14 protein-coding genes are annotated in these 14563 nt (G+C 51.9%); 10 read left to right on the top strand and 4 right to left on the bottom strand.

Going from position 1 to position 14563, the window contains the following annotated elements:
• The first annotated feature begins 97 nt into the window (after positions 1 to 97).
• The 3 genes from CpATCC19410_RS09905 to CpATCC19410_RS11100 all read left to right on the top strand — a co-directional run bounded on the left by CpATCC19410_RS09905 (position 98) and on the right by CpATCC19410_RS11100 (position 2469).
• A complete protein-coding gene (locus CpATCC19410_RS09905) occupies positions 98 to 1552 on the top strand; it encodes a S1C family serine protease (protein WP_013241518.1) in 1455 nt (484 codons plus the stop codon).
• Positions 1553 to 1645: 93 nt separating this feature from the next.
• A complete protein-coding gene (locus tag CpATCC19410_RS09900; protein WP_014300569.1) occupies positions 1646 to 2245 on the top strand; it encodes a MogA/MoaB family molybdenum cofactor biosynthesis protein in 600 nt (199 codons plus the stop codon).
• 14 nt (positions 2246 to 2259) lie between these two features.
• The gene (locus CpATCC19410_RS11100; protein WP_014300570.1) at positions 2260 to 2469 is read left to right on the top strand and encodes a hypothetical protein; all 210 of its coding nucleotides are present in this window, start codon (positions 2260 to 2262) and stop codon (positions 2467 to 2469) included.
• Positions 2470 to 2524: 55 nt separating this feature from the next.
• Here CpATCC19410_RS11100 and mscL read toward each other — a convergent pair whose 3' ends face one another.
• From mscL to CpATCC19410_RS09880, 3 genes are all read right to left on the bottom strand, one after another.
• The gene (gene mscL, locus CpATCC19410_RS09890; protein WP_013241520.1) at positions 2525 to 2947 is read right to left on the bottom strand and encodes a large conductance mechanosensitive channel protein MscL; all 423 of its coding nucleotides are present in this window, start codon (positions 2945 to 2947) and stop codon (positions 2525 to 2527) included.
• An 84-nt stretch (positions 2948 to 3031) separates the two neighbouring features.
• Positions 3032 to 3784: a CpaB family protein gene (locus CpATCC19410_RS09885; protein WP_013241521.1), complete on the bottom strand. Its 753-nt coding sequence runs from the start codon at positions 3782 to 3784 to the stop codon at positions 3032 to 3034.
• 15 nt (positions 3785 to 3799) lie between these two features.
• A complete protein-coding gene (locus tag CpATCC19410_RS09880; RefSeq protein WP_014300572.1) occupies positions 3800 to 4408 on the bottom strand; it encodes a 5-formyltetrahydrofolate cyclo-ligase in 609 nt (202 codons plus the stop codon).
• A 130-nt stretch (positions 4409 to 4538) separates the two neighbouring features.
• On the opposite strand from CpATCC19410_RS09880, the gene CpATCC19410_RS09875 reads away from it, so the two are divergent.
• The 6 genes from CpATCC19410_RS09875 (at position 4539) to CpATCC19410_RS09850 (ending at position 10158) form a co-directional block, all read left to right on the top strand.
• A complete protein-coding gene (locus tag CpATCC19410_RS09875) occupies positions 4539 to 5468 on the top strand; it encodes a UTP--glucose-1-phosphate uridylyltransferase (protein WP_014401072.1) in 930 nt (309 codons plus the stop codon).
• Positions 5469 to 5724: 256 nt separating this feature from the next.
• A complete protein-coding gene (glp, locus tag CpATCC19410_RS09870) occupies positions 5725 to 6990 on the top strand; it encodes a molybdotransferase-like divisome protein Glp (RefSeq protein WP_013241524.1) in 1266 nt (421 codons plus the stop codon).
• Between the two features lie 19 nt (positions 6991 to 7009).
• Positions 7010 to 7726: a GNAT family N-acetyltransferase gene (locus CpATCC19410_RS09865; protein ID WP_013241525.1), complete on the top strand. Its 717-nt coding sequence runs from the start codon at positions 7010 to 7012 to the stop codon at positions 7724 to 7726.
• A 161-nt stretch (positions 7727 to 7887) separates the two neighbouring features.
• Positions 7888 to 9051 (top strand): divisome protein SepX/GlpR, encoded by a 1164-nt coding sequence (gene sepX / locus CpATCC19410_RS09860; protein WP_013241526.1) that lies wholly within the window; start codon positions 7888 to 7890, stop codon positions 9049 to 9051.
• A 23-nt stretch (positions 9052 to 9074) separates the two neighbouring features.
• Positions 9075 to 9488, top strand: a complete 414-nt coding sequence (locus CpATCC19410_RS09855) for a DoxX family protein (protein ID WP_013241527.1) — start codon at positions 9075 to 9077, stop codon at positions 9486 to 9488.
• The gene (locus CpATCC19410_RS09850; protein WP_032802062.1) at positions 9475 to 10158 is read left to right on the top strand and encodes a zf-HC2 domain-containing protein; all 684 of its coding nucleotides are present in this window, start codon (positions 9475 to 9477) and stop codon (positions 10156 to 10158) included. Before CpATCC19410_RS09855 ends, CpATCC19410_RS09850 begins: the two co-directional genes overlap by 14 nt.
• 216 nt (positions 10159 to 10374) lie before the next feature.
• Here CpATCC19410_RS09850 and pmt read toward each other — a convergent pair whose 3' ends face one another.
• Positions 10375 to 12108, bottom strand: coding sequence for a protein O-mannosyltransferase (gene pmt, locus CpATCC19410_RS09845; protein ID WP_014300573.1), 1734 nt, complete (start codon positions 12106 to 12108; stop codon positions 10375 to 10377).
• Positions 12109 to 12483: 375 nt separating this feature from the next.
• On the opposite strand from pmt, the gene CpATCC19410_RS09835 reads away from it, so the two are divergent.
• The gene (locus CpATCC19410_RS09835) at positions 12484 to 14475 is read left to right on the top strand and encodes a BCCT family transporter (protein WP_013241530.1); all 1992 of its coding nucleotides are present in this window, start codon (positions 12484 to 12486) and stop codon (positions 14473 to 14475) included.
• The last annotated feature ends 88 nt before the right edge of the window (positions 14476 to 14563 follow it).

The raw sequence follows: 14563 nt of genomic DNA, 5'->3' as shown, positions 1-14563 counted from the left end.
GCAGCATATTCTCTCACAGGAAACTTGCAGTCTTTCTAGATTCATTCACCAGACGGGTACCAGATACAGCGCAGTTTGTGGTTGCATAGTTGTCATCATGACTAATCAATTTGGCACCGATAACACTAATAACTCTGACCGCGACCCTCGCACTGCAATGAACAACAGCGAGCAGAATCCACAAACTGGACAAAATAATAGCTATCAACCCAATCCTTATATTGGGGGCAACTCAGAGAAGCCAATGCCTACGCATGAGACTCGGGAATTTGATCGAGTTCACAACCCCTATGCTGTCAATGCTTCTTCAACTACTGGTGGTCCTGCCGTATCGAACACGGCACCCGAGGGGGCCACAGGCGGAGGAGCCGCCCACTCTCAGGGCTTCTCACAGGGAGTACCGCAACACATGTTGGGCGATGAGCCGCCAGTGATGGAACAACCTGTTAAGGAGAAAAAGGCAATCGGATTGGGCGCTGCAACGGCACTTGCGTTAGTCGCAGCGGTAGCAGCTGGGTCTATTACTGGCGTTTATGCTTCAAAAGTAAATACTGGCAGTACTAAATCTACCGTTGTGGAATCCCTAAAACAGCCTGTCGCCGATACCACAAATAAAACTGCTCCTGCAGGCTCAGTGCAGTCGGTAGCTTCTCAGGTTCTGCCTTCTGTGGTGTCTATCATGGTGACCTCGGAGGCAGGAGTTTCCGAAGGCTCTGGCTCTATTATCTCGGAAGACGGTTATGTTATGACCAATAACCATGTGGTGGCGCAGGCCAACTCAAACCGAGCTAAAGTTTCTGTGACCATGAATGATGGCTCTACTCACGACGCTGAATTTGTCGCGGGCGATCCCAATACTGATGTGGCAGTGATAAAGATTAAGGGCGCATCGGGGCTACCGGTGATGAATTTTGGTGATTCGAGCAAACTGCAAGTGGGACAACAAGTTGTTGCAATTGGTTCTCCTCTTGGATTATCCGCAACGGTGACTTCCGGCATCGTTTCGGCTCTTAACCGTCCTGTGCGCGCTGGCGGATCTGAGACTGGGCAGTCTTCGCTTATCGACGCAGTCCAAACCGATGCCGCAATTAACCCAGGTAACTCCGGAGGCCCCCTTGTAGATTCCGAGGGCAAGCAGATCGGCATAAATTCTGTTATTGCGTCTTTAAGTCAGCGACAGTCGCAGTCAGGTGCTCAGGCAGGATCTATTGGGCTTGGCTTTGCTATCCCCTCTAATTTTGCACGACGTGTCGCTGCGCAGTTGATTGAGACAGGCAAGGCTACACAGCCGATGATTGGCATTCAGTTAGTCTCTAATGCACGGGTCAAGGGCGCCGTTATCGCAGACGTAACGGAAGGCGCTCCAGGAAGTAAAGCAGGCTTAAAGCCTGGTGAAATCATCACCAAGATCAACGGCCGTGTTGTGGATAGCGCAGACGCGCTTATTGCCGCAGTGCGTAGCAGTGATTTTGGTTCCACGGTTAAACTGACAGTAGTTGATGAAAACGGCGAGAATTCACGATCTGTAGACGTGACGCTGACTAGTGAGTAGTTTTAAACCAAGGAGTTATGAGCAGGCTCCTAGCCTCTTTCCCTCAATCGCTACATGATTGCGTTGAACGTTTTCTCTGTAAGAAAGGCCATAATGAGCACAACTATTGATGGAATCCCCACACCAGAGCTCATTAATCGCGATATTTTAGATATCGGCGAGCCTGATGAGGAGTTTTTTCGTGCACATGAGGCTGAAGACACAGTATTTTTTGATGCACCCCGTCGCGCTTTAGTAGTACTGGTCAGCGACCATACTATTAGCTCAGGTGAAGATACTGGCCGACTTCTTACAGAGTTGCTGACTGAGGCTAGCTTTAGCGTTGACGGGATAGTGTCCGTAAAATCAAAGGAGACACAAATCCGCAAAGCTATTGAGACCGGCGTGGTCGGGGGAGTAGATCTGGTACTCACAGTAGGTGGTACGGGTGTCGGCCCTCGTGACAGAACTCCTGAAGCTACACGGGATGTGCTGGATCAAAACGTGCCGGGTATCGCGCAGGCTTTGAGATCCTCTGGCTTAGCCTGCGGCGCGGTAGATGCTTGCGTATCTCGTGGAATTTCCGGGGTATCAGGCTCGACGGTAATTGTGAACCTCGCGCCTTCCCGGGCAGCGATTAGGGACGGCATGGCCACCCTGGCTCCTCTTGTCCACCACCTGATTAACCAACTACGCAGCTACTCTGTTGATTAAGCGGAAGAACTAAAATGCTGGAGCGGAAACGTCGGCGGGTTTTTAAAGCGTCGCCGGCTAAAGATTATGATCGGCACGCAGATTCGGCGTCGCACAATCTTGGGGCAATTGATAGTACTGATGATGAGCGGTTTGTGTCATTAGACGGAGAACCCTTACCGCTTAGCCATGCTGATATGAGTTTTTGGAAAGAACAAGAGCCGCCGCATTACGGGACACAATAACTACAGAGAAGTGGGAGCCGGCTAGTAAGTCGGCTCCCACTTCTCTGTAGTTTGTCTACTCGCTTAGAAAATTACCGTTTCTTTGGGTTTTCAATAGATCACGGATCTCTTCAAGCAGCTCTGCCTCGATAGAAGCTGGAGCCTCTTTTTCTTCTTGGATGCCTTTGCGCCTAGCTGCCATCTCATTGAGCTTGTTCATAGGAGCAACAAGTATGAAGTACACAACTGCTGCAATGATGAGGAAGTTAATTGCTGCGGTGATAACAGCGCCGAAGTCTAGGAAAGTGGCCTCATTGCCGGAGCGGATGTGGAAGCCGAGACCCGAAACATCTGCACCACCGAGGGAGGCGATCAAGGGGTTGATCAAGTGATTGGTAAATGCAGTAACGATTGCGGTGAACGCAGTGCCGATGACAACAGCGACTGCCAACTCGACTACGTTTCCACGGAGAATAAAGTCTTTAAAACCTTTGAGCATGATTCCTCTTTTCAAAAATCGACTCTGCTCAGGCTAATGGAAATGCCGATAGTCTTCTACCGTATGCGCTTGATGGCGATCCTTTTAGCGGTTTTGAGTCCGTGTTCCGGTGATAATAACTGACATAGGTTTTATTAATGTTACTGCGGCGACTAGCTGGGCCTCAGGCTTAGGAAAAGCAATGAGGGCGCTGTAATCAATGTTGTTTTGCTTATTCGAGCTCGGATCGGGAACGAATATTACTAGTCCACCTGCAGCGACAACGGAACTGGAATCTGGAGTGGATTCAGAAGCGACTAAATCTACGCGGTCCCCAGGGTGTAGTAGCTGACTGAGATTCGGCTGAGCGAGTCGGACGGGGACCAAGTTAAGTTCTTCCCCGCGATCCATTGATATGTTTTTGATCACACTAGTGATGTCTTGGGGAGGGGGTAAAAAGTCGGTTTTTACTGCAATGGAACCACGTGGACGTGCGGAAATGGCAATTCTGCGAGTGGTCTTGTCAGTTCCTAGGGGAAAAATCTTCTGTGATGGGCTGGGTGCGGCGTGGGGATGGGCATTATCGCGTTGATAGGAAAACCGTATGTCCTCTTCCTGAGTTATTGCGTGGTTAGGGAGTAAATGGGTGGGGATAGAAAAAGCCTGTAGGTCTTTCTCTGTAATAACCTCGCCGAGGTGAATATCTCGACGGTATTGGAATACCGTTGTATGGGGTTCATGATGTTGGCGCATGGTTATTACAGCGGCAAGCACGCAGAGCAAGCAGGCGAAAAGTCGGCGTAAAAGTATGCTTCGCCGAAAACTTGGGGTTCGCAATATCGCCAAAAAGGAAGTCATGCCCTATTTGACTGTTTATTGGCGGGTGCTGGTTCCTGAGGGGGTGATGATGAAGTCAGTGCGCGCGTCGTGGGACTCGTGGGGGATAGCGGGGTCTATCTCGGAATCGAAGAGCAGCGCGACGGTAGGGGTACGGGAGTCTTCCAAGGCTCGGTCGTAATATCCAGCGCCTTTGCCAATACGTATTCCTTCGGGCGTAGCCCCGAGGGCTGGAACGACGATAAGGTCCAAGGTAGGCAAGATATCGTGGCTATGTTTATATGGCCCCTGAGGTTCGAGAATTCCTAAAGCTCCAGGTCTAAGTGAACCTGGATGTGTGTATTGGCCCCATTCTAAGATTCCATGGGGGCGGGAGACCGGTAACCATAGAGTTATACCGAGATTGAAAAGTGCCGTCACTAGTCCCTCCCCACCTGGTTCTTGCTGGTCCGCGCAGTAGGCTGCAAGCTTTGTGGCGCCTAGATTCTTTACCAAAACAGCTAGGTGTTCCTTAATTGCGTTGTTAAAGCTTTCCCGTTGTGAGAGGCGAAGTTGCTGGCGCGCGAGAGAGAGTTCCCGGCGTTTCTGTTGCTTCTGGGAGGCAAGATCCTGTGCTTTATCGGCATCGAACTGTCCAGCTGGCATGGAGTACATGCTAGCGCAGGGACGTGGAAAAGCTATCCGTTTTCCATAAAACAGTGAAAGTGCAAAGAAACTTCTTTATCTCAGGTGGCGGAACTAGGGAGAGGTGGATACCGGATGTACTCTTATCTGCATGAAGCAGCCTCAAGAAGCTCAAGACAGTACGCGCGTCGCGGTGAAGACTGTCATCGTTCCTGCTGCTGGCATGGGAACGAGATTCCTTCCTGCCACAAAAACGGTTCCTAAAGAACTGTTACCAGTGGTAGATACCCCAGGCATTGAACTGATTGCAGAAGAAGCAGCTCAGTTGGGGGCAACTCGACTCGCAGTAATTACGGCTCCTAATAAGCAGGAAGTCATGGAGCACTTTAAGCGATTCCCAGTGTTGGAAGAGACCCTACAAAGCCGGGGCAAAACCGAACAATATGAAAAAGTTGTTCATGCCTCTGAGCTTATTGCGCCAGTTTCCGTAGTGCAGGAAAAGCCGCTCGGCCTTGGGCATGCTGTTGGCATGGCGGAATCAGTCCTTGATCCTGATGAGGATGCCGTAGCAGTCATGCTTCCCGATGATCTAGTGCTTCCGCGGGGCGTTGTGGAGAAGATGGTCGAGGTACGCGAGCAACTAGGCGGATCCGTGTTGTGCGCCTTTGAAGTGCCGGAGGAAGAAGTCTATAACTACGGTGTCTTTGAGATCGATGAGAGTGCATATGATGGCCCTCATCACGTCAAAAAAGTCAAAGGAATGGTAGAAAAACCCTCTGTAGAAGAGGCTCCTTCAAATTTTGTGGCTACCGGCCGCTATTTGCTCGATCGGGCTATTTTTGATGCACTCCGTAGAATTACCCCGGGTGCTGGCGGTGAGCTGCAACTCACGGATGCCATTGATTTGCTTATCGACGAAGGCCATCCTGTGCATATTCTTGTGCATGACGGGAAGCGTCATGATCTTGGCAACCCCGGGGGATACATACCGGCTGTTGTTGATTTTGGGTTGCGCGATCCAGCGTATGGGCCGCACTTAAAGAAGGTCCTCCGAAAGATTTTGGAAGAACACGGCGCATAACCTATCAGGTAAATCTGCGGTGTTGATGAAAACCGATTGCCTCAGCTAATCAGAAAATTGAGACAATCGGTGCGACTTCTTAAACCAACGTCAACTAAAGTTGTAAGGATGTAAAAGAATATTCCGGCTCGCTTTGGGCTTCCGCGCTCAGATATGGTGGTAAAACGCTACGTCTGCGATAGAGAACGCAAAAGGCAGTTTGACGGCCAAAAAAGGTATGGGGAATATTTGCAAGTCACGGTGCTAAGGAGTAGAAGTGCGCACAGTTGAGCAGCAGCTAGCCCTCGTTACGGAGGCAGCAGTTGCGCCTGAGCCGGTGCGAATTGCAATCGCTGAGGCCCTAGGGCTCATGTGCGCCGAGGAAGTGCAGGCGACTCGAGCGCTACCCAACTTTAACCAAGCAGCTATCGACGGCTACGCGGTGCGAGCCGTAGACGTCGGGGGCGAACGCGGACTTGGCAAGGCTCCTGAACCCAGACCGGTACCTACGGAAACTTCTCTGCCCGTGGTCGGAGAAGTGGCCGCAGGATCGCAGCGCCCGCTACGCCTACAACCCAAACAGGCGGTGCGAGTGCATACAGGTGCACCCCTTCCCACCCTTTCAGACGCCGTGATCCCCTTAGAGTGGACTGATTGCGGGCGGAAGCGGGTGACTGCCAATAGGCCTGTACGCTCAGGAGAATTTGTACGCAAAGTGGGTGACGATATCCGTCCTGGAGATGTGGCTGTAAGCTCTGGCGCAATTCTAGGACCGGCTCATATTGGTCTTCTTGCCGCTGTCGGACGCTCTAAGGTCCTGGTCTATCCGCGTCCTCGTATGTCGGTTATTTCGGTGGGGCATGAGCTCGTGGACATTGATAGGGAACCCAGCCTCGGCCAGGTTTTTGATGTCAACTCTTATGCACTTGCTGCGGCAGGCCGCGACGCAGGGGCAGATGTGCACCGTGTTGGCATTGCTGCGGGGGAGCCTCGAAGGCTGCGCGAGATCGTGGAATCTCACATGATGCGCAGTGAGATTATTGTGATTTCGGGCGCGGTCGGAGGATCTGGGGCGGAGGAAATACGCCGTGTCCTCAGCGACTTAGGCGATATAGATACAACGCGAGTTGCTATGCATCCTGGCTCTGTTCAGGGCTTTGGATTGCTTGGTGATCATCAAATTCCAGTATTTCTCTTGCCCAGCAATACCGTCTCTGCACTCGTGATTTTTGAGATGTTTATTCGCCCTGTGGTGCGATTGAGCCTGGGCAAACGGAATGCGCAACGCCGGACGGTGAAAGCACGCGCTCTTAACTATGTAGGCTCAAAGCTCGGACGCAGAGGCTTTATCAGAGCGCGTCTTATGCGTGACGCGGAAACACAGGACTATCTGGTGGAGGCACTAGGGGGAGCCGATGGTACTCCTGCGCATCTGTTGGCGGGATTGTCTGAGGCTAATGCCATGATCAAGATTCCAGAGAACGCAGCGGATGTTAGACCTGGCGATATCGTTGAAGTTATCTTTCTGTCTCAGAACCGCTAGGAAATAGCAGAACCCGCCCATGTCCTTTTTGCTTAATCGTTTTGGGCGCCCGCATCGTCCTGCGCGCGGCCCCGTCGACCCCGTACACCCCGGCTGGGGCGAATACACAGAGACTCTTGTGCTTCCTGGAGATTCTGCGACTCAAGAAAAGTCGGTGCGGCTTCGACCGTTGCAGCTTAGCGACGGTGCCGCCTGGCGTATGATGCGGCTTTCCGACCGAGAGATCCTTGAGTCGGTGGAACCCACAGTTGTGGACTCGTGGGAAACCGCGCATTCGTCGCGCATGTGGCGGAGTTTCTTCTTCTCTATAAAGCAGCTTGCAGATATGGGCAGTGCGGTACCTTTTGTGATCGAGGTCGAAGGAAAATTTGTAGGGCAGCTTACGCTAGGCGGGATTCAGCATGGTGCTATTTCTGAATGCTGGATAGGGTACTGGGTGCATAGCTCCTATGCAGGGCAAGGAATTGCCACTGCTGCATGTGGCTTGGGGGTGGATCACGCTTTTAAGCGAGTAGGCGTGCATAGAGTAACGGCCACTTTTTTGCCGGAAAACGTGGCTTCCCGCAAAATTCTTGAGGCTAACGGTTTTAGGGAAGAAGGGTATCTACAGCGTAACTTGCATATTTTTGGTGAGTGGCGTGATCACTTCCTTGTGGCGCTCACCAATGATGAGTTCAGCCAGGATGCGGTTACTCGCTTGATTCACGCGCGCGGTTACCGGCGTGCCTCCTCCTAGCCGCCAGATAAAGCGATACTCTGGAGGACTACAAGTTGAACGTGGGCTTACTTTGATCTGCGATCATCCCACTGGTCGCTCACTCTACCTTTGAGCATTGTGCGCAGGGTAGAACATGGCCTATCGCTGCACATCGTCCAACTCATCGAAAGGCAAACCCCGTGTCCGGAACCGTGGTCATCGTCCTCATCGTCTTGGTGTGGTTGTTTGTGCTGGCACCCTGGCTGCTTCGTAGCCAGAAGCCCATTAGAAAGGCCGGCGAGGCCTTCGACGACACTCGAGTTGTTTACGAGGGCGGAAGCAAAGAGCTGCAGGGGAAGCGTCGTCCCCGCGTAAAGTCCAGCGACGTGCGAGCGCATCACTTTGACTTCCACGAGGAGGAAGAAAAGTATGAACTTGTGCAAGCGGATGAGTTTGAAGATGTCTTGATCGACGAACCCTCCGATAAAACGCTGGGTTCTATCTTTACTAACGCCGCCGGAAAATTTTCTTCCAAGCAGAACAAGACTCATGCAGCGATCGTGGACGGCGAGTTGGTAAAAGAGATTCCAGCCGCAGGCGATTCCTCTGTTGTAGCGTCGGCAGATGAGGGCGAAGACGTCCTAGAAGATGCTGATACAGCCGATGCTTTAGATAACAAAGACCCAGAAAACTCTGAGGTGGACGCTGAGGCTTTAGAATCCCAGAGCGAGCGTTATGAGATCGATGATTCTTATTACTCTCCTGACGATCTTATGTATCCGACGGAGATAACGGAGTCTGTCTCTGTTCCTGCCGAACACAACACGGCGGATGCTTTTACAGATCCCGAGGGGTACATAGGAACCGGCGACTCTGAGCTGACTGAGGAAGACATACAGTTTGCCGCACGCAGGAGCGCCCGCGGTGGATGGGACCCACAAGCTGATGCCCTTAAGCATGCTGATCTCTACCGGAGGCGTCGCCGTACCGTAGGCGCCTTAGGTATCGCCCTGATGTTGGCTTTGATTCTTTCCGTTTCAATAGGAGGATGGGCCTGGGTCGCTACCGCTGTAGTTATCGTTTTAACTTCCTTCTATCTTTGGGCATTGCGGCAGCAGGTCAGGGCTGAGCAACGCTTGCGGCAGCGACGTATCCGCCAGCTACGCAGGGCTCGTTTGGGGGTTCGGAACGTGGCGGACGAGGAACTGGGCATACCGAACCGTCTGCGTCGACCAGGAGCTGTTGTGCTAGAGATCGATGACGATAGCCCAGACTTTGAATTCCTTGAGAGCATCCGCTCACCCCTCAATGATTCCGATCCTTCTGGATTTGATCATTATGAGCAACCACGCCGTGCAGGCTAATTTCACTTAAAGGCACTCTGGTAATGGATCAACCGATAGTTAGAGATATAGCTCTTTTATTGTTAAGGCTTGTGCTAGGACTCGTTTTTGTAGCCCATGGCTTTGACAAATTTTTCCGTACAGGAGTTGTGGAGACCACAGGCCGTTTTAGCGCGGCGGGAGTGCCGCAACCTAAGCTGTCCGCTTATCTCACTGCGGTTAGCGAGTTGGTGGGCGGCTCATTATTGGTCGTAGGCATCTTGACCACTTTTGTGGCGGGTGCTCTGGCTTTGTTGGTGTGCGCCGCTATTTATTTTGTGCATCTCACTGAGGGGCTTTTCGTGACAAATAACGGGATAGAGTATCCACTTGTCATGATCGTAGCGCTGCTCATGATCGTTGTTTTTGGCGCTGGACGCGCAAGTCTTGATGGGGTTTTGACCCGTGCTGACCTGTGATCACGTGCAAGCGGCGTTGTCCGCTAGGCTCGACGGCGAACCCACTGGAATCGATGACGATGTGCTTGATGCGCATCTCTCTACATGCTTGGAATGTCGTGCGTTTTATGAGGAAGCCGCCCGGTTTAACCGTTCACTTGCCTTTGGCGATGCCACGGAACGGGAAAACGCTCCTGACTTATCTGAGGCCATTCTGGCCGGCGTAGAGCCTATGTGGCGGCAACAAGCCGCGACAAGAGCCTGGAACCTCGCTTTAGCGCGAGTGATCATGGTGCTCTTGGGCATAGGTTGGGCAGCATGGGCCATAGTTCTGCTCATCCAGTCGGGCTCACAGGCTGCCGACGCGCTAGGAAACGTAGACACTATGCATGAAAGGCTCTTGTCGGAGGCCGCCGCTACACGTTGTGCCTTAGCCTTCGGTCTTTTCTTTGCCGCATGGCAACCCCGCATTACGGGAGGGCTGCTGCCGTTATTCGGTGCCTTGTGGACTTTCAGTTTTGGCCTGGGAGCTAAAGAACTAATATTTGGCGAGCTTTCTGGCTCTTCCGCATTGCAGCTGGGGCTTCTTTTCTTGTCCGTGCTGTGTTTGTTGTGGTCATGGCTATCCCATAAAGGTTGGGCGATAGTCTCGCAGGGGATACGATCGCTCACGGCTTCGCCGCATTCCTAAACAAGACCACCCGTACTTGTGTAGGGGGCTGAGTATCAAAGTGCGTCCATTTTTAAAGATTATTGCTGGCCAACCAGTCGTATTCAATGCTGTCTTGTCCATGCCAACACGTTGTCCGTCACGCAGTCCGGTCGAACAATATACGTGCTGGCCTTAGCCTCGAACAAAATCACAACCGCCGAACAAGCTACGGAGTACGGGTGGCCTTTTATTGCCTTATTGCCAGCTGTTTAGCCACATGAGCTGGTTAAAGTAGTTATCGGTGATGCGGATTCCATAGATAATGGGAGAGAAATAGCCGAACATAGCCACGGCGAGCGCTAAGTAAAGAATTACTGTGAGCGACCCAACCGTCAGATGGGGAATGCCAATGCGTTGTAGTTTTCTCCACTGAAGTACGGCGCCACGACCATAGAGCGTACCCAGGATGAGAGAAATGATAACGATGGTAAAAGGCACGAGCGCTGTGGCATAGAAAAAATACATTTGCCGGTCGTAGCTTGCCACCCATGGGAGGAACCCCGCTTGGAATGCCACAAAAGGAATGAGGAAGCGCAGATCTTTGTGGATCACCATGCGCCAGAGCGCCCAACATAAAACTGGCACTGTCAGCCACCAAATTGCAGGGGTGCCAAAGAGATAGATCATGCGGCGGCAGGTATCTTCTTCACACGGAATATTGGTGGAGGAGTAATACAAAATTGGGCGTGTTGCCGCGAGCCAGGACCACGGTTTGGAATCCCAAGGGTGGCTGTGCCCGTTGGATGTGGTGAGCGAGGAATGGAACGCCAGGACACTCTGATGGTAATACAACCATCCGGCGATGGCTTCAGGGAGATGGTGCAACCAGCTAGACGTCTCTATGGTTCCGTCGGTAGCGGCGTGCCTGTACACAGAAGTTTCGGAGGCAAACCATGCTCTCCAGCTCCACACATAGAGTGCAATGGGCACTACGACCAGCGATAGGAAAGAGTGGAGGGCGTCGAAAAGCGTAGCTTCGCTCCAAGGGCGGCGGATGCCGTAGCGGCGGCGTCGCAAAGCATCGAGGACGACTATCATGACTCCAAAAAAGGCCATGTAGTACAGGCCGGACCATTTTACTGATAACGCACAGCCTAGGAAGACGCCTGCGGTGAAGCGCCACCAGCGAAACCCCGCCCGGATGCCGGGTTCAGTGAGCAACCCTGCAGACCAGGCTTGATACATGCGATCCTCCATTTGTTGATGATCGCGGATCAGTGCCCAGGCGGCAGCCACAATAAATAAGACCTGGATGATGTCAAGCATCCCAAACCGAGAGGTAACAACGAGTACGCCGTCCACAACTGCAAGGAGACCTGCGCAGAAAGCGACAAAAGGTGAGCCGCTCAGTCGCCGCGCAATCGCCATAGTGAGAAGTACCACAGCGGTGCCGCAGAGCGCCGGGACAAGGCGCCAGCCCAAGGGAGAGTAACCAAAGAGCCATTCACCTATAGCAATCAATTGTTTTGCTAAAGGGGGGTGCACTACTAGTCCATAACCAGGGTTGGATTCGATGCCACCCGTAACGGGATTAATCCATGATTCCACTATGTCCCAGGCTTGTGGCACGTAGTGCTTCTCATCGAACACCGGGGTATTGGAAGCCGTGGCGGTAGTGATCCCGAGAAAACGCGTTAATAAAGCTAAAGCGGCGATGATGAGAGTCGAAATCGTATCGACCCTTCCCCAACGATAACTACGTGGCTGGGAAGGAGTGGGCAGATGCGTAAACCTGCCGGAGAATGTAGCTTTTCGACGCCGCCTAGGGGGCGCCGAGCCAGGCGTTATAGCTGGATCATCGCACAGCACTCCTGTGGCAGTAGCGTCGTGACTGTAGCCCGCATCGTCGGAGGATTTTCCTAACGGAAGATGCGGTGCTGTGGAGCTACGATCGTCTGCATAATTTTTAGGAGAGGTCACGGGGGACATTCTATTGCGTATGCGTAACAGAACTAAAGGTCGCCTGCTCAATCCGCTCTGGGGACATGTCACATTTCTCTTGGGAAAATAAAGAAGAGATTGGTGCATATTTTTTGAAGTTGTGCAGCGCACCTATAAAAAAGAAGTGTTGGGTGGCACCCAAAAAACGACCGAATTTGCTCAAAAACTGGTTTTTCTTGGCACTCCTAGGAATTGTTACCATTTTGTAATTTGGGAAAATGTCATAACCGCTGATTTTTGGGTGCCTTGCTGGGAATTTACGGTGCCATGAAGAGATGCCCTTTGAGGCCTATCGTTCGGATAAGACTGGGTATTACGGCGCTGTGCATTTGATTCGAAAAATTTAACAGACATGATGGATATATGACCGATTCCGAACATTTTGATCCAAAGGATAGCGCGGCTGATCTTGGCAGCGCACAGGGTTCTGCGAGTATTTTGGCGCAGGGCACTGATCCAGAGGAGACATCAGGTGCTTCGGTGGATCCTTCAGATTCATCCATCACTGCTGACTCTTCCGATAAGAACCACAACGCCGCGGATTCAACAACAGAAATAGTTGGAAGTGGCAACGGAAAAGAGAACGCGCCCAGCTCCGTAGGGGCAACCAGCGCAACCGCACAATTGGCGGCAATGATCTCGGGTGAAGACAAAATCCGTGCAGTCTCAAACTTGCCGGAAGAAAAAATTACATTTGAGGGGGAGGACTCCGAGGCTCGCATTGATTGGAAGGTCACAATCCCGGCCTTCGTCGGCGTTCTTGCCGTGGTGCTGTGGGGAATCTTTGGTACCTCAAGCTTTTCCACCTTTGCCAGCGACGCACTGAGCTTTGTTGTGAGCGACTTTGGCTGGGCGTTTATCTTCTTTACTACGGTTTTCCTTGTTTTTGCCATAGTGATCGCAGTTAGCAACTTTGGCACGATCAAGCTCGGTCGTAATGATGAAGCCCCAGAATTCTCAACCGTTTCATGGATAGCCATGATGTTTGCTGCGGGCATGGGGATCGGTCTGATGTTCTACGGGGCTTCGGAGCCTTTGGGGAATTATCTCAACGGTGTTCCAAATCATGAGCCACGCCATGTAGGCCATGCCATGAGCACCACGCTGTTGCACTGGACTTTGCACCCCTGGGCTATCTATGGCATTTTTGGCCTGGCAATTGCTTACAGCACATTCCGACTCGGGCGTAGGCAACTGCTGAGCTCTGCTTTCACCCCGTTGATTGGGGAAAAGGGCGCAAAGGGCTGGGTTGGAAGAATCGTAGATATCTTGGCGATTATCGCTACTATCTTTGGTACTGCTTGTTCCCTAGGAATTGGTGCGACACAAATTAGCGCTGGATTAGATGCCGCGGGAATCATTACCAATCCCGGTATGAGCACTATTATCGCTATTGTTTCCGTACTCACCTTGGCATATTTGCTTTCTGCTATGTCTGGTGTGGGCAAGGGAATTCAATATATCTCCAACGCAAACATGGTGTTGGCCGCTTTAGTAGCCCTCTTTGTATTTGTACTTGGTCCGACTGTAACGATCCTCAATCTGATTCCTGGATCAATCGGTGCTTATTTGTCTAACTTCTTTGAGATGATTGGGCGCACCGCAGAATCGGCTGACGGCACAGCGGGCGAGTGGTTAGGCTCATGGACCATCTTCTACTGGTCATGGTGGATTTCCTGGAGTCCCTTTGTAGGAATGTTCTTAGCTCGTATTTCGCGAGGACGTACAATCCGGGAGTTTATTTTTGGCGTTACCCTCATCCCGTCTGCAGTGTCCATCGTATGGTTTGCCATTTTTGGTGGTACAGCCATCCATCTGGAACAACAGGGAAAATCTATCTACGGGGATGGCTCCGCAGAATACCAACTTTTTGATTTGTTGCATTCTCTTCCAGGTGGGCAGATAGCTGGGATAATCGCAGTGGTCTTGCTAGCAACTTTCTTTATTACTTCTGCGGATTCTGCCTCTACTGTCATGGGCTCTATGAGCCAGAGCGGACAGACTGATGCCAATAAGTATGTTTCCGCGTGCTGGGGCATCTTGGTGGCCTTGATCGGAATGACCATGTTGGTTACCGGCGGCGACGATGTTTTGCGTAATCTTCAAAACATTACGATCATCGCTGCTAGCCCATTCCTGATTGTTATTGTGCTTCTGATGTTTGCGATCCTCAAGGATTTACGAAACGATGAAATCTATCTTGATTATCGTGAACAGCAGCGGTTTGCTTCGCGTCTTGCTCGCGAGCGTCGTATCCATCTCGAACATGAGAAGAAGCGACGCGCACAGGTAAAGCGCAAGGTGCGTCATGATAAAAAGCGCGCACCAGCAGCCAAAGCCACCAAAACGTCATAGAACTATTGTTAAGAGGTGGCGAGGGCTCAAAGATTCGCCACCTCCTATAGCTGCGCGCACAAAGTGCCCGCAAAGAATGTATTTCCGA

It is taken from the genome of Corynebacterium pseudotuberculosis (assembly GCF_002155265.1).
In the GTDB taxonomy this organism is placed as follows: domain Bacteria; phylum Actinomycetota; class Actinomycetes; order Mycobacteriales; family Mycobacteriaceae; genus Corynebacterium; species Corynebacterium pseudotuberculosis.
The sequence above is the reverse complement of the archived record's forward strand: the minus strand, read 5'-3'. Positions and strand labels throughout refer to the sequence as shown.

Bases quoted from the DNA above. Each gene is read 5' to 3' on its own strand.
- CpATCC19410_RS09905 (WP_013241518.1), top strand. From the start codon at position 98: ATGACTAATCAATTTGGCACCGATAACACTAATAACTCTGACCGCGAC.
- CpATCC19410_RS09900 (WP_014300569.1), top strand. From the start codon at position 1,646: ATGAGCACAACTATTGATGGAATCCCCACACCAGAGCTCATTAATCGC.
- CpATCC19410_RS11100 (WP_014300570.1), top strand. From the start codon at position 2,260: ATGCTGGAGCGGAAACGTCGGCGGGTTTTTAAAGCGTCGCCGGCTAAA.
- mscL (WP_013241520.1), bottom strand. From the start codon at position 2,947: ATGCTCAAAGGTTTTAAAGACTTTATTCTCCGTGGAAACGTAGTCGAG.
- CpATCC19410_RS09885 (WP_013241521.1), bottom strand. From the start codon at position 3,784: ATGACTTCCTTTTTGGCGATATTGCGAACCCCAAGTTTTCGGCGAAGC.
- CpATCC19410_RS09880 (WP_014300572.1), bottom strand. From the start codon at position 4,408: ATGCCAGCTGGACAGTTCGATGCCGATAAAGCACAGGATCTTGCCTCC.
- CpATCC19410_RS09875 (WP_014401072.1), top strand. From the start codon at position 4,539: ATGAAGCAGCCTCAAGAAGCTCAAGACAGTACGCGCGTCGCGGTGAAG.
- CpATCC19410_RS09865 (WP_013241525.1), top strand. From the start codon at position 7,010: ATGTCCTTTTTGCTTAATCGTTTTGGGCGCCCGCATCGTCCTGCGCGC.
- CpATCC19410_RS09855 (WP_013241527.1), top strand. From the start codon at position 9,075: ATGGATCAACCGATAGTTAGAGATATAGCTCTTTTATTGTTAAGGCTT.
- pmt (WP_014300573.1), bottom strand. From the start codon at position 12,108: ATGTCCCCCGTGACCTCTCCTAAAAATTATGCAGACGATCGTAGCTCC.
- CpATCC19410_RS09835 (WP_013241530.1), top strand. From the start codon at position 12,484: ATGACCGATTCCGAACATTTTGATCCAAAGGATAGCGCGGCTGATCTT.